At 43.0% G+C, this 19970-nt stretch carries 16 protein-coding genes and 1 tRNA gene; 13 read left to right on the top strand and 4 right to left on the bottom strand.

Features of this window, described 5'->3' with window-relative positions; all coding sequences use genetic code 11:
• Nucleotides 1-50: 50 nt before the first annotated feature.
• From OIM03_05935 to pheT, 3 genes are all read left to right on the top strand, one after another.
• Nucleotides 51-1187, top strand: coding sequence for an acyl-CoA dehydrogenase family protein (locus OIM03_05935; protein HJI73815.1), 1137 nt, complete (start codon nucleotides 51-53; stop codon nucleotides 1185-1187).
• Between the two features lie 540 nt (nucleotides 1188-1727).
• Nucleotides 1728-2741, top strand: a complete 1014-nt coding sequence (gene pheS, locus OIM03_05940) for a phenylalanine--tRNA ligase subunit alpha (GenBank protein HJI73816.1) — start codon at nucleotides 1728-1730, stop codon at nucleotides 2739-2741.
• A 20-nt stretch (nucleotides 2742-2761) separates the two neighbouring features.
• Nucleotides 2762-5233, top strand: coding sequence for a phenylalanine--tRNA ligase subunit beta (pheT, locus tag OIM03_05945; protein HJI73817.1), 2472 nt, complete (start codon nucleotides 2762-2764; stop codon nucleotides 5231-5233).
• A 91-nt stretch (nucleotides 5234-5324) separates the two neighbouring features.
• Here the strand turns inward: pheT and OIM03_05950 are convergent, their stop codons facing one another.
• Entirely contained in the window at nucleotides 5325-5819 is a 495-nt protein-coding gene (locus OIM03_05950; GenBank protein ID HJI73818.1) for an S-adenosylmethionine decarboxylase, read from the bottom strand.
• A gap of 331 nt (nucleotides 5820-6150) precedes the next feature.
• Between OIM03_05950 and argR the strand changes: the two genes are divergently transcribed.
• Together argR and recN are read left to right on the top strand one after the other, a co-directional pair.
• Nucleotides 6151-6606, top strand: a complete 456-nt coding sequence (argR, locus tag OIM03_05955) for an arginine repressor (protein HJI73819.1) — start codon at nucleotides 6151-6153, stop codon at nucleotides 6604-6606.
• Between the two features lie 17 nt (nucleotides 6607-6623).
• The gene (recN, locus tag OIM03_05960) at nucleotides 6624-8288 is read left to right on the top strand and encodes a DNA repair protein RecN (protein HJI73820.1); all 1665 of its coding nucleotides are present in this window, start codon (nucleotides 6624-6626) and stop codon (nucleotides 8286-8288) included.
• 50 nt (nucleotides 8289-8338) lie between these two features.
• Here recN and OIM03_05965 read toward each other — a convergent pair whose 3' ends face one another.
• The 3 genes from OIM03_05965 to OIM03_05975 form a co-directional block, all read right to left on the bottom strand.
• Nucleotides 8339-10066: a DUF4127 family protein gene (locus OIM03_05965; GenBank protein ID HJI73821.1), complete on the bottom strand. Its 1728-nt coding sequence runs from the start codon at nucleotides 10064-10066 to the stop codon at nucleotides 8339-8341.
• Nucleotides 10067-10189: 123 nt separating this feature from the next.
• Nucleotides 10190-10278: transfer RNA gene (locus OIM03_05970), tRNA-Ser, on the bottom strand.
• Nucleotides 10279-10286: 8 nt separating this feature from the next.
• Nucleotides 10287-10742 carry a nucleoside deaminase gene (locus OIM03_05975; GenBank protein HJI73822.1) on the bottom strand — a complete coding sequence of 152 codons (456 nt, stop codon included), beginning with the start codon at nucleotides 10740-10742 and terminating at the stop codon, nucleotides 10287-10289.
• A 147-nt stretch (nucleotides 10743-10889) separates the two neighbouring features.
• Between OIM03_05975 and OIM03_05980 the strand changes: the two genes are divergently transcribed.
• The 8 genes from OIM03_05980 (at nucleotide 10890) to hisS (ending at nucleotide 19933) form a co-directional block, all read left to right on the top strand.
• On the top strand, nucleotides 10890-11336 hold the full coding sequence (locus tag OIM03_05980) for a histidine kinase (GenBank protein HJI73823.1): 447 nt from the start codon (nucleotides 10890-10892) through the stop codon (nucleotides 11334-11336).
• A gap of 145 nt (nucleotides 11337-11481) precedes the next feature.
• On the top strand, nucleotides 11482-13467 hold the full coding sequence (recJ, locus tag OIM03_05985; protein HJI73824.1) for a single-stranded-DNA-specific exonuclease RecJ: 1986 nt from the start codon (nucleotides 11482-11484) through the stop codon (nucleotides 13465-13467).
• Between the two features lie 12 nt (nucleotides 13468-13479).
• Nucleotides 13480-15900 (top strand): bifunctional (p)ppGpp synthetase/guanosine-3',5'-bis(diphosphate) 3'-pyrophosphohydrolase, encoded by a 2421-nt coding sequence (locus OIM03_05990; GenBank protein ID HJI73825.1) that lies wholly within the window; start codon nucleotides 13480-13482, stop codon nucleotides 15898-15900.
• A 3-nt stretch (nucleotides 15901-15903) separates the two neighbouring features.
• Nucleotides 15904-16353, top strand: a complete 450-nt coding sequence (dtd, locus tag OIM03_05995; GenBank protein ID HJI73826.1) for a D-aminoacyl-tRNA deacylase — start codon at nucleotides 15904-15906, stop codon at nucleotides 16351-16353.
• Between the two features lie 24 nt (nucleotides 16354-16377).
• The gene (locus OIM03_06000; protein HJI73827.1) at nucleotides 16378-17016 is read left to right on the top strand and encodes an MBL fold metallo-hydrolase; all 639 of its coding nucleotides are present in this window, start codon (nucleotides 16378-16380) and stop codon (nucleotides 17014-17016) included.
• Nucleotides 17017-18069 (top strand): AI-2E family transporter, encoded by a 1053-nt coding sequence (locus OIM03_06005; GenBank protein ID HJI73828.1) that lies wholly within the window; start codon nucleotides 17017-17019, stop codon nucleotides 18067-18069.
• 10 nt (nucleotides 18070-18079) lie between these two features.
• The gene (locus OIM03_06010) at nucleotides 18080-18544 is read left to right on the top strand and encodes a transcriptional repressor (GenBank protein HJI73829.1); all 465 of its coding nucleotides are present in this window, start codon (nucleotides 18080-18082) and stop codon (nucleotides 18542-18544) included.
• A 126-nt stretch (nucleotides 18545-18670) separates the two neighbouring features.
• The gene (gene hisS, locus OIM03_06015) at nucleotides 18671-19933 is read left to right on the top strand and encodes a histidine--tRNA ligase (protein HJI73830.1); all 1263 of its coding nucleotides are present in this window, start codon (nucleotides 18671-18673) and stop codon (nucleotides 19931-19933) included.
• Nucleotides 19934-19970 lie beyond the last annotated feature (37 nt).

Below are 19970 nucleotides of genomic sequence, written 5' to 3' on the forward strand. Positions count from 1 at the left end.
CCGTTGAATCGCTGTATTGTTAATTTTTATGTACCTAATGGAGGTAAAGTATGGATTTTTCGCTGACAGCCAAACAGCAGGAGCTAATCGGATTAGCTAGAGAAATTAGTGAGAAGGAAATAGCTCCCAGAGCTTTGGATATTGATAAAAGCGGAGTTATGGATGAAGATCTTCTTAATATCCTGAAACAGTCAGGAATGACTACACTGGCTGTGCCAGCTGAGTATGGCGGACCAGGACTGGATCTTATGACGGTTGCTCTGGTGACAGAAGAAATCGCAAAGGGATGCGCTGGTGTTGCTACGGTCTGTGCTGCTAACTCCTTAGCTTCTTTCCCGGTTGTTGTAGCAGGCTCTGAAGAACAGAAAAAGGAATACTTCGACTGCCTGAACAAGGGCGGCATGGCTTGTTTTGCTCTTACCGAACCGGGGGCAGGATCTGATGCCGGGGCTGTTGCATGCAAAGCCAAAAAAGTAGAAGGCGGATATCTGCTTAATGGTACGAAATGCTTCATAACCAATGCACCGATTGCTGATAAGATTACTCTTTTTGCAAATACAAGAGAATCCGGCGGTATTCGCGGGCTGACTGTATTTATGGTAGATAGAAACACACCGGGCGTTACAATTGGCAAAGAAGAAGACAAGATGGGTATCAGAGCATCTGCTACATCTGAAATCATTCTTGATGACTGCTTCGTGCCGGCAACAGCTCTGGTAGGCAGAAATGGTATGGGATTCCGTATTGCGATGGAAACTTTAGAGAAGTCCCGTCCCATTGTAGGCGCTATTTCTGTCGGCATTGCACAGGCGGCTCTTGAACATGCTATTCACTATGCCCATCAGCGCCAGCAGTTCGGACAGAAGATTGCATCGTTCGAAATGGTTCAGGAAATGATTGCCGATATGGTCATGAAGACAGAAGCTGCAAGAGCTCTTGTTTATAAAGCCTGCTGGCTTGAAATGAATAATGACAAACAGGCTTCTCTGTATTCTTCCATGTCCAAGTGCTATGCATCTGATGTGGCAATGGAAGTAACCACGACTGCCGTGCAGGTGATGGGCGGCAATGGATATTCCCGTGAAAATCCGAATGAGAAGTACATGCGCGACGCCAAGATCATGCAGATTTATGAAGGGACCAATCAGGTACAGAGACTGGTTATCGCCAATGCTGCATTATATTAATTGGAAATTTTAATTGACATTTCCGTCTGGAATGTTAAAATATTTTTATCATTATAGCAATGACGAAGACAGAACTCCTAAGTTCTCTCATAGGGATCCGATGATAGTGGAACATTGGAAGAGTACCGGAGTTTATTCACTTCAGAGCTTTTGGCTGAACGGAGTAGGCCAGACGTAGGGACTGCGTTAAGGTTTTCAAGATATAAATTAGGGTGGTACCGCGAGTAAGAGAACCTCGCCCCTTTGCCGGGGCTGGGTTCTTTTTTTATTCCATTATTTGATTGTTCACTTTTCTGATTACATCATAAAAGTATTTTTACAGGAGGGGACTGGAACATGGACAAGGATTTAGAAGAGCTTAAGGTAAAAGCTCAGCAAATGCTTAAAAAATGCAGGGAGGGTGACTTAAGCGTAGAAAACCTGCCTGACGTCCGCAAATCTTTAAACATTCTGCTGAATGATATCAAATCCCACAAATTGCTCGAGGATGTCGAATTCATGAAAATTGCAAAGGAACTTGGCAATGAGGTTGTTAATTTCATCAATACTGATTTAGCTGAATTACAGAAATCTGCCGAAGAAAAGATCAGTGCAGCAGTTGATGAAAGAGAACTGCAGGATGCCAAAGTATTTTATCTTGGCAAGAAAGGAAAGCTGACCGCAATCCTTAAAAACATGAAAGACGTTCCCGCTGACCAGCGTCCGGTTATCGGTGCTGCAGCAAATACAGTCAGGGCTGCTGTTGAATCTTTCATCGGTGAAAAGCAGGCACAGCTTAAGGCTAAGCGCCTGGAAAGCCAGATTAAAAATGAGACCGTTGATATTACACTGCCCGCCAGACACCATAAGGCCGGTCATGTTCATCCATTAGACAAAGCTTTGAGAAAGATCATGGAATCCTTTGTCCGTATGGGTTACTCTGTCGAAGAAGGACCGGAAATCGAATCAGATTATTATAACTTTGAATGCCTCAACCTGCCGAAAGATCATCCTGCCAGAGATATGCAGGATTCATTCTACATAACAAATGAAATTCTTTTAAGAACACACACTTCTCCGGTTCAGGCCCGCACCCTTAGAAGACATGAACCAAACTCTCCAATCAGAATGATTGCTCCCGGCAAAGTTTTCCGCTGGGATAATGATGCTACACATTCTCCTGTATTCCATCAGGTAGAAGGCTTAGTCGTTGATAAAGGTATCAGTTTTGCTGATTTGAAAGGAACACTGGAAATTTTCTTAAAGGATCTGTTTGGTTCCGATACAAAGATCAGATTCAGAGCCAGCTACTTCCCGTTCACAGAACCATCTGCCGAAGTCGACATCTCCTTTGCTTCCAGAACTCATGATGAGGGCGGAGATCCTGACTGGCTGGAAATCCTTGGCTGCGGCATGGTGCATCCTCAGGTATTGAGCCTTAACGGGTATGATCCGCAGCAGGTCAGCGGCTTTGCCTTCGGTATGGGTATTGAACGTATTGCCATGCTGCTTTACGGAATTGATGATCTTAGAAACTTCTATGAAAATGATGTAAGATTTTTGGAACAGTTCTAAGACAGAGAGGGGATATTAGAATGAATGTATCTTTAAAATGGCTGAGTACATTAGTTGATATAAAGGGCCTCGATGCTGAAGAAATGGCCGAAACTCTGACCATAGACGGAATACCGGTTGAACATGTCATTTATCCGGGAAAGAACCTCAGGGGCGTTGTAACCGGGGAAATCCTCAGCGTTGACAAGCATCCTGATGCAGACCGCCTTTTAGTCTGCAAGGTCAATGTTGGAAGCGGCAAAACCGTTCAGATCGTTACCAGTGCGCATAATGTTGAACCAGGACAGATTGTACCGGTCGCTCTGGATGGTGCGCATGTGCCGGCAACTCATGATGCAAGCCAGCCTTCAGGTCTCAAGTTTGGTGATACACTGATCAAGGCAGGAAAGCTCAGAGGTGTTGAATCTGACGGAATGATGTGTTCCGCTGGCGAACTGGGCCTTGATTTGAACCTTTATCCTGAACTTAATAAGGAAGGTATTCTGATTCTTCCAAAGGATACACCGGTAGGGAATGATATTCATACCTTATTTGATTTGGATGACGTTGTTTATGAAATGGAATTGACTGCCAACAGAGCCGACTGCTTCAGCATGATAGGTATGGCGCTTGAAGTTGGCGCAATATTCAACCGCAAGGTAACCTTGCCGGAAATCGAAGTCAGGGAAACGGGTCTCCCGATTGCTGGACGTGCTTCTGTTCATATCAGCGATCCCAAATACTGCAAGCGTTTTTGCGGACGTCTCCTGGAAAATGTCACCATTACACGTTCTCCTGTGTGGATTGAAAACCGCCTGAGAAGCAATGGAATCAGGCCGATCAATAATGTGGTTGATGCAGCCAATTACGTTATGCTTGAAATCGGGCAGCCTCTTCATACGTATGATTATGACAAGATTGCCGGCCATTCATTGACATGCCGTCATGCAGAAGAGGGAGAAAAGATAGTAACCCTTGATGAAAACGAAAGAATCTTATCCTCTTCCGATCTTGTTATTGCTGATGGAAGCAATACTGCTGCATGTATAGCCGGTGTCATGGGAGGACTGAATTCTGAAGTTACGGAATCGACGAAGAATGTCCTCTTGGAAGCAGCTGTTTTCGACAGCGCATCCATAAGACGTACTTCACGCCGCCTGGGCCTTCGTTCCGAAGCTTCCGGACGTTACGAAAAAGGGATCAATCCAGCAAGAACGGAAATGGCCATCAATAGAATCTGCCAGCTTCTTGAAGAACAGGGAGCCTGCCAGGTTGCATCCGGAATGGTTGATGAATATCCGGTCAAGGCAGAATCTCAGGTCATCGTTACTTCTGTAAGAAAAATCAATGATTATATCGGCATTGAAATTCCTGCTGAAAGAATCATTAACATTCTGACCAGCCTTCATTTCGATGTTAAGGAATCGGAAGGAACGCTTACAGTCACTGTCCCGGATTTCAGGCTTGATCTTGAAGGAATGCCTGATTTGGCAGAAGAAGTGGCAAGAGTATACGGATATGCGAATATTCCAAATAAAACCCCATGGAGTGCTATTAAGAAGGGCAGCATCTCAGATGAGCAGAAGGTTCTCTTCAATATCAGCGATACATTGATTGCTGATGGAATGTCACAGGTTGTAAATTACAGCTTCATGGATAAGAAGGAACTGAAAAAGCTCAACTATCCTGAAACGGATAAGGTTTACAACGCAATCAAGATCATGAATCCTATTTCAGAAGAATATCCTGATATGAGAACAACGCTGCTGCCAGGACTTCTTCATACTCTGGCTTACAATCTGGCGCAGCATAATGAACAGATTTCTATTTTTGAACATGGACATGTTTATCAGCCAAAGTCGCTTCCATTAACAGAACTTCCTTATGAATATGCGCTGGTTTCCGGCCTGCTTTGCGGCGGCCCTGAAGAAAAAGGCTATCCAAACAGCGACAGGGAATATGATTTCTTTGATGTTAAGGGAATCATGGAAGATGTATTCAAGGCACTGAACATCAAGGGGTATGAAACTGTTAGGTCCACATATCCTGTATTCCATCCAGGTATTTCTGCAGATTTTGTCAGAAATGGAAAGGTAATCGCTTCTTTTGGCGCATTGCATCCTTCCGTGCTGGATCAGATGAATATAAAGAAAAAGGTCTTCGGTTTCGTCATTTCCATTCCGGAAGTCCTTGGTATTGTCGATGAGGTCATAGATTATCATAAGATTCCTAAATTCCCATCCTCAACAAGAGATCTGTCAATGATGGTTCCGACGCAGTACATGAATATTGATGTAGAAAAGATCATTCATGATGCAGCAGGAGATAATCTGGAATCCCTGTATCTGTTCGACTTGTATCAGGGGGAACAGGTTAAGGAAGGCTTCAAGAGTATGGCCTACAAGCTGTCTTTCCGTGCAGCAGACAGAACCCTTACCGATGCAGAAGTAGATCAGTGGGTGAACAATATTGTCAATGCACTTGCAAAGGCAGGAATTAATTTAAGAGCGTAACACCAATAAAAAATGAGCACATGCCGAAAAGGCAGTGCTCTTTTTTTAATTAGTATTGATCCTGATAAACGAATATATTGGGCTGCAAAAGTTATTCCGGTCCAAGGCCGTCTCTCTTTTCATTTCTGTGGACAATGTAGCTGGCTACTTTCTTTCCGGCAGCCGACATCTGATGTCCTGTATTTTTGAATTTATGCATTGTGGTCGATTTTGAATGGATATTAGGCTTCATATCAGGATTTATATTTCCTCTCTTGACCGAGGTTGCCCTGATTTTTTCCGGATGGAAATAGTTTCGCAGCATCACCATGGTACGGGTTGGTTTTAAATCTGCATCAAAGCTGTAAATATCCACGGCTGCATAACAAAGCTGCGGGTAGGCATGTACGCAGATATGAGATTTATCTCCGTAAGCAGCAATGATTACCTCATCTTCGCTTTCATGGCAGAAATTTTCTTTTAATGTCATTCCGATTTTTTCAGCAGCATCAATCATGGCTGCAAGCAGGTCTGGTGACGAATCTATAGAAGAAGGTCTGCATCCATAGCAGTCAACCAGCAAATGCTTTCCGATATATTTATCCATATACATATCCCTCTATACAATGAATTGATTTTCTTTATTAAATTATAACAGAATATCTGATTTCATGCATTTATTTTGTAATTGTTTGCATTATCAAGAGCGTTAAACGGACAATAGCAGAAAATCCTGACTGAAAACTTAATAAAATTTCAGGAAAGTAATCCGTAAAAAGAATTTTTATACAGAAATCATTGACCTTATTCACTAAATGCTTTAAAATTTATAATAAATATTCATAGGATTTAAAGTATGTCTATTCATTTGTAAGGATCTCATCGTGAACCGGTGATCGAAGACTCTTGTAAAGGAAGCAATAGGAAAGGTAGATATAATGAAAAGATATAGAATAATGAAGATAAAGGAAATCATACAGAATCAGGTCATTGAGACACAGGAAGAATTGGCTGCCGCTTTGAAAAAAGAGGGGATCGTAGTTACACAGGCAACTGTATCCAGGGATATCAAGGAGCTTATGCTGATTAAGGTTCCCTACAAGGACAGGCATTATAGATACGCCTTATCTGATGAAAAGCAAAATGTCATGCCCAAGAACCACACAGCCATGTTGTTCCAGCAGGCAGTCACAAAGATTGACAGCAGCATGAACCTTGTCGTTTTACACACGATTCCCGGTTCCGCATCGGCAGTTGCATTTGCTATCGATCATGCCAAGTCTGATGTGGTTATAGGAACGCTGGCCGGGGACGATACGATTCTGATCATTTTGAAGAGCCCGGAAGACGTTCCTGTCTTTCTTGAACATATTCAAGGACTTTTAAAGTCATAAAAGTGAGGCGGTGAATAATGCTTCAAAGTCTTCATATCATTAACTTTGCAATCATTAAAGATACTGTTCTTGATCTGGCATCCGGCGTGACAATCTGCACGGGCGAGACCGGATCGGGGAAGTCTATCGTTATTGATGCACTGGCAGTTTTAATGGGAAGGCGTGCAAAGACTGATTTCATACGTACGGGAGCTGATTACTTCAAAATCGAAGGCGTGTTTTATGTAGATGACATTATCATTGAAGATCTTCAGAAGGAAGGTATCGATACCGACGGCAATCAGCTTATCTTATCCAGAAGACTCAATAGAAATGGAAGAGGCATATGCACGATTAACGGCAATTTCTGTACGGTCCGCCAGCTGCAAAGTCTTGGAAGCAAACTTGTGAGGCTTTATGAGCAGAATGATAATATGGAACTTCTGTCAATCCCGTTTTGCGAAAGAATGGTGGATACGGGTACTCCGGATGTCATAGCAGCGTATAAGAAATATCGGGAACTGTACAAAGAATGGAAAAAATTAAAAGATGATCTCGATGATTATAAGTTAAGGAAACAGGAGAGAGAACGCAGGCTTGATACCCTGGAATGGGAACTCAACCAAATCAATGCAGCAGATCTCCATGAGGGAGAAGATGAGGAAGTAAGCAGCAAGCTGAATATCCTTCAAAATCATGAGAAGATCCTGAGGGCATTGCAGGAAGCACTGGATATTATCACAGCTGATAACGGGGTACAGGATAGTATAGCAAAGGCAGTCAAGGAGGTATCCATTGCCTCTTCCTATGACAACTCCATTGCATCACTCTCGGAATCTTTGGATTCAGCAGCATATTCTCTGGAAGACACAATCACGGGAATTGAATCATACTTGTCGGGCAGCGATTTCTCGGAGGAAGAACTTAGCGGGCTTCAGGAAAGAAATGAAGTTATTCTTGAAATGAAGAAAAAATTTGGTCCTGCCATTAAGGACGTAATCGCATATGAAGCCAATGCAAAGGCAGAGTATGATTCCCTTAAGGAAATCATTTATGATAATGACAGTATGCGGGAAAAATTCAACGTATTGACGAAGACGGTTATGCAGGCAGCAGAATCGTTGAATCACTTAAGACAGGTTTCTTCCGCCAGAATCCTGAACCGTGTAGTCGATATCTTGAAAGATATGGGGATGAATAATGCCAGGATGGAGCTGCACCTCGTACCTGCGAAAGACCCTGTTCCCAACGGTGCTCTTGAAATGGAATTTTATTTTTCCGCCAATACGGGCGAACCTTTAAGAAGCATGAAGGATACTGCATCCGGCGGCGAAATTTCCAGAATTGCGTTAGCCATTGAAATGGTCATTTCCAACCTCTTGAAAAGACAGACACTGATATTTGATGAAATTGATGTGGGCATCAGCGGCCGTGTTGCTATTCAGGTTGCGAAGAAAATCGGAATCCTGTCCAAATCTTTGCAGATTTTATGTATTACGCATCTTCCTCAGACCGCATGCATTGCTGACAGGCATTATAAAATTGCAAAGAAAGTCATTGATGGGCATACGTTTGCTGAGGCAGATCTTCTTAACGAAAGCCAGCATCTGAATGCCATTGCGCTGATGATTTCCGGCACCGATGATTCGGCAAGCGCCTTAGAGTCTGCAAAAGAAATGGAAAAAAGCGTCAAAAACGGTTAATAAAAAAGGAGACCAGTTTCAAATGCTGGTCTCCTTTTTGCTGCGGATTTTTATTTATTTATATAGACGGTCGAGATATCCGTACCTTCAGATGCAGTGCTTTCCTTAGCCTGCACGGGGGAGGAAGCGGATACTGCTTTTGCCTTCTGCTGTTCCTGCGCTTCTTTCAACTTTCTGGCAGCTTCCTGCTCTTCTTTGAGTCTCTTGGCTGCCTGCGTCATATAGACGGGATATATAGGTGTCGGAGAGACTTTTGCATCGATTTCGAACAGGCGGTTCCATGGAAAATCTGCTGAAACGGTGGCCGGATTCAATCCTAATTTTCTCTTCGCAAAATCCTGGACTTCAGCTATCATTTCTTCCTTGATGGCCGGGGTTGGGATATAGTTTGTATGCTGAGATTCACACATTCTGGTAATATCTTTGCGGATATTTGCCTGATAAGCCCAGTTGTCGAGATATTGCTCGGTAAGCATATCTTTATGATCCTGCGCGGACATGTCAGGAGCCAGTATAGCCTGTGCGATGGCGAAACCGATTGTATTCGATGCAGTATTCCATCCGTCATAGGCAGCTACTTTGTAGAGAATGTCATGCTTCTGCATTAGCTTCATCAGAGTATTATCGGAGCCGTTTGCAAAGTAAACATCAACCATGGCAACCGGAATTCCCCGATCGATAATGCTGTCGACCTGATTCATGAAATCAGTCGTGCTTTGCTTCATCATGCCATAGTTGCTGAATGTTCCGGATTCTCCAGTCGAAACAAGAGGCGTATTAACAGCAAGCATAATATCCGGGGTATTCTTCTTGATAATCGTTCCGCCTGCTGCAATGACGTGTTCTTCTATTGTTTTACCTATTGGCTGATTTTCATAGCTTGGAACTGTATCTTCTTCACGGCCTAAAGGATAGATCACAGAAAATGTCGGTTTCAGGTGATTAGCATCATTGTGGTATCTGGCAATCAAAAGCAGAGCCAGCTGATCGGCGCCTGGGAAGGAACCGTAAATTTTAGGGGAGAGGCCCTTCGCATCCTTGGTCAGGTACCTGGACTCCAAAGCAGACTGAGAGTTTTTGCTGTTATCATCGTGCCCTTCACAGAAGTACGCAAAAACACCTTCGCGTGTGTCTTCAATCAGCTTCTTGTTGATGATCATATTTTTAGTTCTTCTTTTATACCAGTCCTGAAGGTATTCCGAAGGGATAGACAGCTTTAAAGAGAGCAGCTCAGCGGTTTCAGCATTGGAGATCGTCCCGATATCCATTTTATCCTGCAGGGCAGAAATTCTGTATAATGATGTACCGTAGCTGCTGTAGTAATAGGGCTCTACTCCGCCGCTGGAAGCATAAGGAGTTCTCATAATTGTACCGAATGCATAAATCGGTACATTCGGGAACCTCCTGTGAAGTGTACGGATACGGTCAGCTCTGTTCTCCAAAGTCTCAAGCGATTCATTATGCTTTCTTGAATCAACGAGTCCTCCGTAAATCAGGGTGTCAGTGGAGAGGATAGCAGCATCTGCTTTGCCTATGTTCCTGTCTACCCATTGCCAGATAAGATCGGGGCTGCCCTGATAATTTTTTCCAGACAGATATGCGTCCGGGGGTGTAAGAACCGTATAGCCTGCTTTTGTTGCTGTCGAAACTGTATAGGATAAGCTTACGGGACGGTTATCTTGAGGAACCAGAAGCAGCGTCTTGGCGTCGGAAGAGAGAATCCCGCCTGCAATGAAAAGAGCAGAGGCCAATACGAATAGTTTTCTTTTCAGTATCAAGTTAAAATCCTCCATAGTTAAAAGTTATTTTAAATATTATATCACGTACAGGTTAAGTTAATAAATTTTCCGTGCAATAGAAAAAGCAGAATTTTCTAAAAAAGATAATTCTGCTTTTATTTCTGGCGGAGCAGGTGGGATTCGAACCCACGGGCCGCGAACGGCTAACGGATTTCGAGTCCGCTTCGTTATGACCACTTCGATACTGCTCCATATTAAGTTAATGGCGCTCCCGGCTCAATAAAAAGAACTTGTCCATCAGTTCCTTGCACTCATTGAATCTGACTCCGGCGGTAATGGAGAGATTATGGTTGAGTGCCTGAGACTGCCCGATCTGAAAGGTGGAATTAATACCACTATACTGCATATTGGGAGCCCCGTACACAAGTCTTGATATACGGGAACCCATAATTGCACCGGCGCACATAGGGCATGGCTCTATGGTAACATAAAGAGTACAACCCGTCAAACGCCAGCGGGACAGGAATTTTGAGGCACTTTTTATTACCTGTATCTCGGCATGGCCCGAGGGATCATTCATCGTTTCCTTGGTGTTATGGCCTATGGCAATGACAAGATCATCAAGGGTCAGAACAGCGCCGATTGGAACTTCTCCTGTGGCCAGCCCCTTCAGCCCTTCTTTAATAGCCAGGTCCATATATTTTGCGTCATCCATTATAACCTCTGACATAGAGCATTCGTAAATAACAATACATTCTATATTTTGCTAATCATAATTCTATAGTATGTAATATGGAAATAAATTACAAGTTAGTGTAGAATAAAAAAAGAGATTTATATTTTAATTGGAGGGTGATTATAAATGGCAGAAGAAATCAGAGTGAACGGAAAAGCTGGCAAATTTGAACAGTATACACAGGAAAAGAACATGAATTTCTTCAATAAGAATGAACTTCATGATGAAGCAGGCACTGTTGTTTTCCAGTCTAACATTAAAGTTGAAGGCCAGACAATCCCTGTAGGAATCATTACCGATAACACGATTTACACGATTATCCGTGTCCAGGTAGGAAGCGGACTTGTAAAGGAAGGAAATAAGGCAAAATTCCTGGAATACATCAACAATCTGAACAGGAGCTATAAAGTTTTCAAGTATGTGGCAGCTGAAGATGGTTCCTTGTTCCTTGATGCATGCCTGCCGAGTACAAATGAAAGCTTTGATGCTGACATCGTACGCGTTGTCCTTGATGTTATTGTTGACCATCTGACACAGGAATACAAGAACATCATGAAGGAAGCTTGGGAATAATAGAATAAGCTTATCAATGAAGGACCCCGGGGGAAGCGGGGTCTTTTATTATGCCTTTTTAATTTTGAGAATGATAATAAAAAATAGAAATTGAGAATAAAAGGTGATAGAATAAAAAAGAATATACTTGAACTGAGGAAATCATATGAATACGGATAAATACAAATGGCATTTTCTAAATTCCTTAAATAAGACGGAAACAGGAGTGCCTGAATTTTTCAAAAAATATAATATAACTGAAGAATTAGCTAAGATACTGATGAATCGCGGGATAGATGATGAGTCTAAGTTATCACATTATCTATTTGATTCTGCTGCAGATCTGGGAGATCCATTCCTGATGAAGGGAATGCCCGAAGCAGTCGACAGGATTTTGCGTGCGATAGATGGTAAAGAAAAAATCGTTATTTATGGTGATTATGATGTGGACGGGATCACCTCGACATCAATTCTTTACCGGGGACTTAAGAGCCTGAGGGCCGATGTCGGCTTTTATATCCCGCATAGGGAATCTGAAGGATACGGACTCAACGCGAAAGCTGTCGAAAAATTAGCCAATGATGGCTTTAAGCTGTTAATTACAGTGGACTGCGGGATCAGCTCGGCTGACCTGATCAAGGAATTTCAGGGAAAGATAGATATCATAGTTACCGATCATCACACACCTCCGGAAAATCTTCCGCAGTGCATTGCAGTTTTGAATCCTCACCAGTCTGACTGCGGCTATCCATATAAAGAATTGGCAGGATGCGGCGTCGCATTTACTCTGTGCAGAGGACTCATGCTGAAAAAATATGGAGTCAGTTATACAGATAATATAGAGCTGGCCGCTCTTGGCACTATAGCCGATGTAGTATCCCTGACAGGGGAGAATCGGATTATAGTTAAAGAAGGCATGAAAAGGTTCTTGTCAACCCCGGTAAAAGGACTTTTTGCTCTAATCCAGGCTGCCGGACTTATAAAGGATACGACACAAAGTATTACTCATGCGGATCAGATTTCTTTTGGTCTTGCGCCACGCCTCAATGCAGCCGGAAGAATATCGCATGCCAAAGAAGGTGTCGAACTCATGATTACAGATTCGACGCAGGAAGCACAGCAGCTTGCGGAAAGGCTGTGCAGCACAAACGTCACGAGGCGGGAAATAGAAAAAGACATCTGCACGCAGGCTGAAGAGCGCATAAAACAATTAGGCATTGAAAAGGACATGGCCATCGTTGTAGACGGTCCTAATTGGCATCCGGGCGTTATCGGAATTGTAGCTTCCCGTATCCTGGATGAACTCCACCGCCCGGTTCTGGTGATTACTGTTAATGACGGGATTGGTAAAGGTTCCTGCAGAAGCATACCTGCATTTAATATTTATGAAGCCCTTGCTGCGCAGTCTGACCTTCTGATTCAATTCGGAGGCCATAAAATGGCAGCCGGCTTTTCTATCAAGGCTGAAAACATAGAAGAGTTCAGGAAGCAGATGAATGAGTATGCAAGGGAACATCTGACGGAAGAAGACTGCATACCAGTTTTGGATATTGAGGAAGTCATTCCGGTAGAAAAATTAACGGTAGATTTCGTTAAGTCATTAGACTTACTGGAACCCTGCGGATGCGACAACCCCAAGCCTCTGTTTGCTTCGAATAACATTTTTGTTGAGACCGCCAGATACATCGGTGCGGATAAGCGGCATTTCAAATGTCAGCTGGGGAAAAATTCCGATCTTATTGATGCTATATTCTGGGGAGCCGGGGAACCGCAGCCATGCAGAGCCGGAGACAATATTGATATAGTTTTTGAGCCGGAAATTCATGAATGGTATGGTGAACACGTCCAGCTCATCTGCAAAGATATACGGGTAGACAAGAAAAGGATAATAACAAGGGATTTTCTGGCGGACGTGTATCGCAAAATCAGGAGTATACTAAAAGAACCCCGTCCGGCAGAAGACGTTAAGCGGTTCCTTTCAGAAGGGACCCAATTCGATGCCGCTGATATTGATATAGCGCTGGCGGTATTTGAAGAATTGCGGTTAATATCCAGATATAATTTCAATGGTGAAGAATTCTATCAGTTCCAGATGGTAAATAGAAAGATGGATTTGCTCTCATCTTCGGTATACAGAAGGCATATGCGCTAAGGAGAGGATATTATGGATAAAAATATCGAAAAAGACGGAACGCAGGCAGTGACGGAGCAAGAGAAGGCACGCACTCCGGTCAGCAAGAACGTTAATACCAAAGCGGCAGTCTTCAATAAGAACCTGAATGAAGAGACGATACATACAGATGCGTCTGCCTCGACTCTGGCAGAGTTCCTGATTCATCAGGATGAATATGTACAAAAGCAGCATGAAAAGAGAGATTTCGCCGGAGAAAAGGAAGCAGAGTATCAGAAGCTGATTGATAAGGTCAAGACGTATATTACTGACAAAAAAAGCCTTGAAGCCATCAGGGAGGCATATGAACTTGCGGACAAAGCGCACAGCGGACAGATCCGGGCTACGGGAGAACCTTATATCGTCCATCCTCTTGCAGTCGCATATATTCTGTCTGAACTGGAAATTGATACGCAGGGAATCATTGCGGCGCTCCTTCATGATGTATTGGAAGATACGGATTACACACTCGATGATATAAAAATGCTCTTCGGAGATGAAGTTGCGTTTCTTGTAGACGGTGTCACGAAACTTTCTCAATTCCATTACAAGGATAAGGAAGATCAGCAGCTGGAAAACTTCAGGAAAATGTTCCTGGCGATGGCTAAGGATATCAGGGTTGTCGTTATAAAACTGGCTGACAGACTTCACAACATGCGTACACTTGGAGTATTCCGCAAGGATAAGCAGCAGCGCATAGCAAGAGAAACGATAGAAATATATGCTCCTCTGGCTCACCGTCTTGGGATTTACAATATCAAATGGGAACTGGAAGATCTGTGCTTCCATTATCTGCATCCGGATGAATATTATGATCTTGTCCGCCAGATGAAACAGAAGAGGAAAGCCCGTGAAGAAATCGTCAATGATACGATGAGAGTCCTTCACGAAAACATAGAGAAGGCCGGAATCCAGGCAACAATAACGGGAAGGCCGAAGCATTTTTACAGCATATATAAGAAAATGAAGAGGGATGGCAAGGACTTATCCCAGATTTATGATCTGTATGCAGTCAGGGTTATTGTCGACACGATTCCGCAGTGTTATGCCATCTTGGGAATCGTACATACGCTTTGGAAACCGCTGCCTAACAGGTTCAAAGATTATATAGCTGTTCCTAAGCCTAATATGTATCAGTCCCTCCATACAACAGTCATCGGCACCAAGGGACAGCCTGTTGAAATCCAGATAAGGACATGGGAAATGCATCATATTTCTGAATATGGTGTAGCAGCCCACTGGCGCTATAAGGAAGGGAAGCAGGCCGGGTCAAAGGACTTTGATACGAAAATCAGCTGGCTCCGCAGGATTCTCGAATGGCAGGATACCAGTAATCCGAAAGAGTTCATGAATGCATTGAAACTCGATGTATTTTCGGATGAGGTATTCGTATTCACACCTAAAGGTGATGTCATCAATCTGCCTAAAGGGTCAATCCCGATCGATTTCGCATACAGGATTCATACAGAGGTCGGCAACAGGTGCGTAGGGGCAAAAATAAATAATAAGATTGTCCCTCTCGATACAAAACTCAAGAATGGCGATATTGTTTCGATCATAACATCAAAGACGGGAAAACCGAGTTATGACTGGATCAATATGGTCGGGGCAGCTGACAGTAAAGCTAAAATCAGGAGCTGGTTCAAGAAAGAAAACAAACCGGAGAATATTGCTCGCGGCCAGGAGCTTCTGATCCAGGAAGCAGACTGTCTTGGGTATGAATGGAAGAAACTGACACAGAAGAACAGGCTTGAAGATATTGCCAAGACTTTCAATAATATTACGGAAGAGGATCTTCTTGCATCGGTAGGATATGGCGGAATCCCATCCAAGAGCGTCATACTCAAGCTTGCCGAAGTATACAAAAAAGAACTGAATGCCCAGAAGAACATAGCCCAGAAAACGGCAAAAGATCTTGAAAATCTGAAAATGCGCAGCGTAAAGACCAGATCTAACAGCGGCATTCTCGTAAAAGGGGAAGAAGGTCTTGTCGTACATCTGGCCAAGTGCTGCAATCCGGTACCTGGTGATAACATAGTAGGTTTTGTTACAAGAGGAAGGGGCGTATCTGTACATTGCGTGGACTGCCCGAATGCAGTCAATTTCCCTGACAAGGACCGGATGATCGATGTTTCCTGGGAAGATCAGTCTGGCGGTGTTTTCCTTGTAACCATTGAAGTTATCAGTTATGACCGTACAGGTTTGATGGCAGATATTCTGGCGGCACTGACCGAAATGAAGCTGTCAGTTTCTTCTGCCAATGTAAAAGTAGAAAATAACGGTATGGCTGTAATGAATCTTGGAATCCAGATCAAGGATCTCCAGCAGCTTGATTACATTATGACGAAAGTCAGACGAATCAAGGGAGTTCATTCTGTACGCCGTATGAGATCAGCACAGCAGGGAGAGGCCTGAATTATGAGAGCAGTCGTACAACGGTGCAATTGGTGCAAAATCACTCTTGAAAACGGAGAAGTCTCCGAAACAGGAAAGGGGCTTGTCGTTCTTCTTGGGGTCGGTAAAGAAGATAATGATAATGATGTAAATTATATTGCCGATAAAGTTATGAATATGAGAGTCTTTGAAGATGAAAACCAGAAAATGAATCTTTCTCTCAAAGATGTGAATGGGGAGCTTGCCATTGTATCGCAGTTCACTTTATATGGTGATATGAGAAAAGGGAGACGTCCCAGTTTCTTTGAAGCAGAAGCTCCGGAACGTGCCAATGAATTATATAATCTGCTCGTGGAGAGGTGCAGAGATTCCGGAGTGCATGTCAAGACGGGAGAGTTTCAGACCTATATGAAAATCAATCTGGAGAACGACGGACCTGTTACGATTCTCCTAGACAGCAAAAGGAATTTCTAATATTCCTTTGAAAGGAGAATATCAGTGAAAATTGAATATATGACTCTTGGGCCGTTTGCGACAAACACATATATTGTTTATGATGAAAAAACTTTACATGGTGTTGTAATAGACCCCTCTTTTTCACCAGATAAATATATCAGCGAATTGAATGACAAGAAAATAACCTTGGAATCCATTCTCCTGACGCATGCACATGTGGATCATCTGGCAGGGTTGAATCAGCTGCGGGAAGCTTTTCCTGATGCCAAGTTTTACATGGATAAGAGAGATGAGGAGCTTCTCCGTGATCCGCATATGAATTTATCGGATTTTCTGGCGGAACCTATTGTCTGCAAACCTGCAGATGTATGGGTCAAAGACAAAGATATAATCAGAACCTGCGGGCTGGAATTTACAGTGCTTGATACAGCCGGCCATACGCCAGGGGGGATTTCCTTCTATCTGAAAAATGAGGGAATTGTTTTTACCGGGGACTCGCTGTTTCAGGGTTCCATTGGACGAACTGATTTCCCCGGCGGTAATTTGAAAGAATTATTGACAAATATCAGGCAAAACCTGTTCCAACTGCCCGATTCGGTCCGCGTGCTTTCGGGGCATGGCGAGATAACAACAGTAGGCCATGAAAAAGAAAGCAATCCTTTTTTTCAGGAGGGATATTAAATGAGGTGGGGCGCTGAGTTCTGGCTTCGTGTTGTTATTGTAGCCATGTTTTGCGTTTTAATAATTAAAGCACCTATAGTTTTATTCCCGTTCATCACTTCTTTAATTATTACTATTCTTTTGACGCCTCTAGCCCGTTTTATTTATAAAGGAGCAGGGCGCTTAGGAATTAAACGCTTTCCCTACGATGCAGCTATCCTGATATCATTTGCGGTTTTTGTTGCAGTCATATATCTTATTGCCGTCCATGTGTTTGTTCCGTTCATCAAGGAATTCAGGGAATTTATAAAAAGTGTTCCGGGAATGCTTGATACGGCACAGCTTGCCATACCGGAAATCGAGCGTCAGTATCAATTGGATTTACTACCGCCAGAGGCAAAAAATCTGATATCAAGATTTGTTCAGGATGTAGGGGAATACACATTAAAGCTTGCACAATTCAGCCTTTCCGCGATTTTCAGTTTTGCAAGCACGATTATTGAACTGATCGTCGTACCATTTGTCACATTTTATATGATGAAAAAGGGAGGAGCTTTTATTACTTCTTTCATCGGTATATTTCCTGATAGATATCATGCGCACCTGACACAATTATTCAGAGAAATCCATTTTGTGCTGAATGCGTATATAAGGGGGCAACTCCTTCTTTCTATATTGATGTCCATCGTTGTTTTCCTTGGCATGTGGTCTATGAACATACCGTACCCGCTTGTGATTGGTTTCCTTGCCGGAATTGTTGAAATGATTCCGCTGATAGGCCCAATTATTGGAGCGGTACCCCCGGTGCTCCTCGGACTTCTGCAGGGGACGGGAGTCATGTTCCAGGTTATAATTTTTTATATCATTGTTCAGCAGCTTGACGGACACTTTGTAATGCCGAAATTAATGGGCAGCATTATTGATGTACATCCAGTCGCTATCATCGCCGGTGTGCTTGTGGGTGGGCATTTATTCGGTGTTGTTGGAATGATGATATCGGTTCCTCTTGTTGCAGTACTTCAGGTTTTGCTGCGGCATATGTGGTTCTATGATAGATACAGAACGATGAGGTAGGAGACAGGTTATGAAAAAAGCAACCGTAATGAGCACGCTTAAGAAGAAAATAAAAGAGCATCAGTATAAATTCACGACCCAGAGAAAGATTGTGCTTCAGGCGTTTCTGGACAGCAAAGAAAATCATATGAGTGCTGAGGACGTGTATGAAATCGTACATGAAGAAAATCCTGCGATTGGTTTGGCAACTGTATATCGTTCTCTGGAACTGTTTACGTCTTTGGAATTGCTCAAGAAACTGGACTTTGGTGACGGCAGAAGCCGGTATGAATTGAACGATAAAACTATTACGCATTCCCATCATCATCTGATTTGTCTGGGATGCGGAAAAGTTGTAGAATTTTCGTATGATTTCCTGAATGATGTCAAAGATAAAATACAGAAAGAAAATGGTTTTAATATAGTAGATTACCAGTTGAAATTTTATGGCTATTGCAAGGATTGCATAAAAAAGGCAAATAATAATAAAGGATAACTGCTTAATGAGCAGTTAAGATTTGCCAATGAAGTGTAGAAAATGATACAATTCAAATGTTAATCTCTAACGAATAGATCTTAGTCGTAATATTTTCGTAATATTTTAAAGAGGTGTCGTGCAAAGATGCAGGCGTTAAAAGGAACCCATGACATTTTACCCAGTGAAGTGTATAAATGGGATTATATGGAAAGCGTTATACGAGATGTATGTGCTCGCTATGGATACAAAGAGATTAGAACACCTATCATTGAAGCGACTGAACTTTTTCAGCGTGGAATTGGAGACTCAACTGATGTCGTATCTAAAGAGATGTACACATTTCTTGACAGAGGCAACAGATCTGTAACACTGAGGCCTGAAAATACAGCTTCTGCAGTCCGTGCATTCCTGGAACATAAACTGTATGCTGATCAGCAGGTCCATAAGATGTTTTATATTGGCTCAATGTTCAGATATGACAGGCCGCAGGCAGGGAGATACAGAGAATTCCATCAATTTGGACTGGAAGTACTGGGCGCATCTTCTCCGCTGGCTGATGCTGAAGTTATTTCCATGGCTTGTGAAATATTCCATAAGCTTGGATTAAAAGACCTTGATCTTCATATAAATTCAATCGGGGATAAGAATTGCCGTCCTGCATACAGGCAGAAGTTAATTGATTTCTTCATGCCTAAAGTCGATCAGTTATGTGCTGACTGCAAAGAGAGGCTTCTGAAGAATCCGCTCCGCATATTAGACTGCAAGGAAGAAGGCTGCAAGGCCGCATCTGTTGGAGCTCCTGTTATTACCGATTATCTTTGTGAAGACTGCAATACCAAATTTGAAGCGGTCAAAAAGTATCTGACTGCTTTAGGAATCAATTATACGGTGGACCCCAAGCTTGTCAGGGGATTGGATTATTATACCAACACCGCTTTTGAAATTCAGTATCCGCCTCTTGGCGCCCAGAGCGCTGTTTGCGGCGGAGGCAGATATGATGGGCTGGTTGAAGAAATGGGCGGGCCGTCCACTCCTGGAATCGGATTCGCCATCGGCCTTGAAAGACTGCTGCTCGCTCTGGAAATGCAGAACCTGATTCCTGCGCCTCAAAGTGCACATAAAGTTTATATTGCTTCTTTAGGCCAGGATGCAGTTATTGAAGGAATAAAAATCCAGCATCTGCTCCGCTCTGAAGGAGTGATTGCGGAAATGGATCTTCAGGACAAGAGCCTGAAGGGACAGATGAAGCAGGCAGGCAAATCAAAAGCTGATTTTGCCATTATCATTGGCAGCAATGAATTGGAAGAAAAAGCTGCAACCGTTAAAAACATGAATAATGGGGAACAAAAACAGGTTCCTTTCGACAATGTTGCTGAATATATCCTTTCAGCTTTGAAAAACAATTGATAAATCTGGCCTAAGCCATCATTTATATATTATTAAT

Source organism: Veillonellaceae bacterium (genome assembly GCA_025992895.1).
Lineage (GTDB): Bacteria > Bacillota > Negativicutes > Veillonellales > Dialisteraceae > Dialister.

What these genes read in the sequence shown, in the direction of transcription:
- OIM03_06005 (HJI73828.1), top strand. Translation starts at nt 17,017, where the DNA reads ATGAGGTGGGGCGCTGAGTTCTGGCTTCGTGTTGTTATTGTAGCCATG.
- dtd (HJI73826.1), top strand. Translation starts at nt 15,904, where the DNA reads ATGAGAGCAGTCGTACAACGGTGCAATTGGTGCAAAATCACTCTTGAA.
- OIM03_05950 (HJI73818.1), bottom strand. Translation starts at nt 5,819, where the DNA reads ATGGATAAATATATCGGAAAGCATTTGCTGGTTGACTGCTATGGATGC.
- recN (HJI73820.1), top strand. Translation starts at nt 6,624, where the DNA reads ATGCTTCAAAGTCTTCATATCATTAACTTTGCAATCATTAAAGATACT.
- OIM03_05990 (HJI73825.1), top strand. Translation starts at nt 13,480, where the DNA reads ATGGATAAAAATATCGAAAAAGACGGAACGCAGGCAGTGACGGAGCAA.
- argR (HJI73819.1), top strand. Translation starts at nt 6,151, where the DNA reads ATGAAAAGATATAGAATAATGAAGATAAAGGAAATCATACAGAATCAG.
- pheT (HJI73817.1), top strand. Translation starts at nt 2,762, where the DNA reads ATGAATGTATCTTTAAAATGGCTGAGTACATTAGTTGATATAAAGGGC.
- OIM03_05935 (HJI73815.1), top strand. Translation starts at nt 51, where the DNA reads ATGGATTTTTCGCTGACAGCCAAACAGCAGGAGCTAATCGGATTAGCT.
- OIM03_05975 (HJI73822.1), bottom strand. Translation starts at nt 10,742, where the DNA reads ATGGATGACGCAAAATATATGGACCTGGCTATTAAAGAAGGGCTGAAG.
- recJ (HJI73824.1), top strand. Translation starts at nt 11,482, where the DNA reads ATGAATACGGATAAATACAAATGGCATTTTCTAAATTCCTTAAATAAG.
- OIM03_05980 (HJI73823.1), top strand. Translation starts at nt 10,890, where the DNA reads ATGGCAGAAGAAATCAGAGTGAACGGAAAAGCTGGCAAATTTGAACAG.
- OIM03_06010 (HJI73829.1), top strand. Translation starts at nt 18,080, where the DNA reads ATGAAAAAAGCAACCGTAATGAGCACGCTTAAGAAGAAAATAAAAGAG.
- hisS (HJI73830.1), top strand. Translation starts at nt 18,671, where the DNA reads ATGCAGGCGTTAAAAGGAACCCATGACATTTTACCCAGTGAAGTGTAT.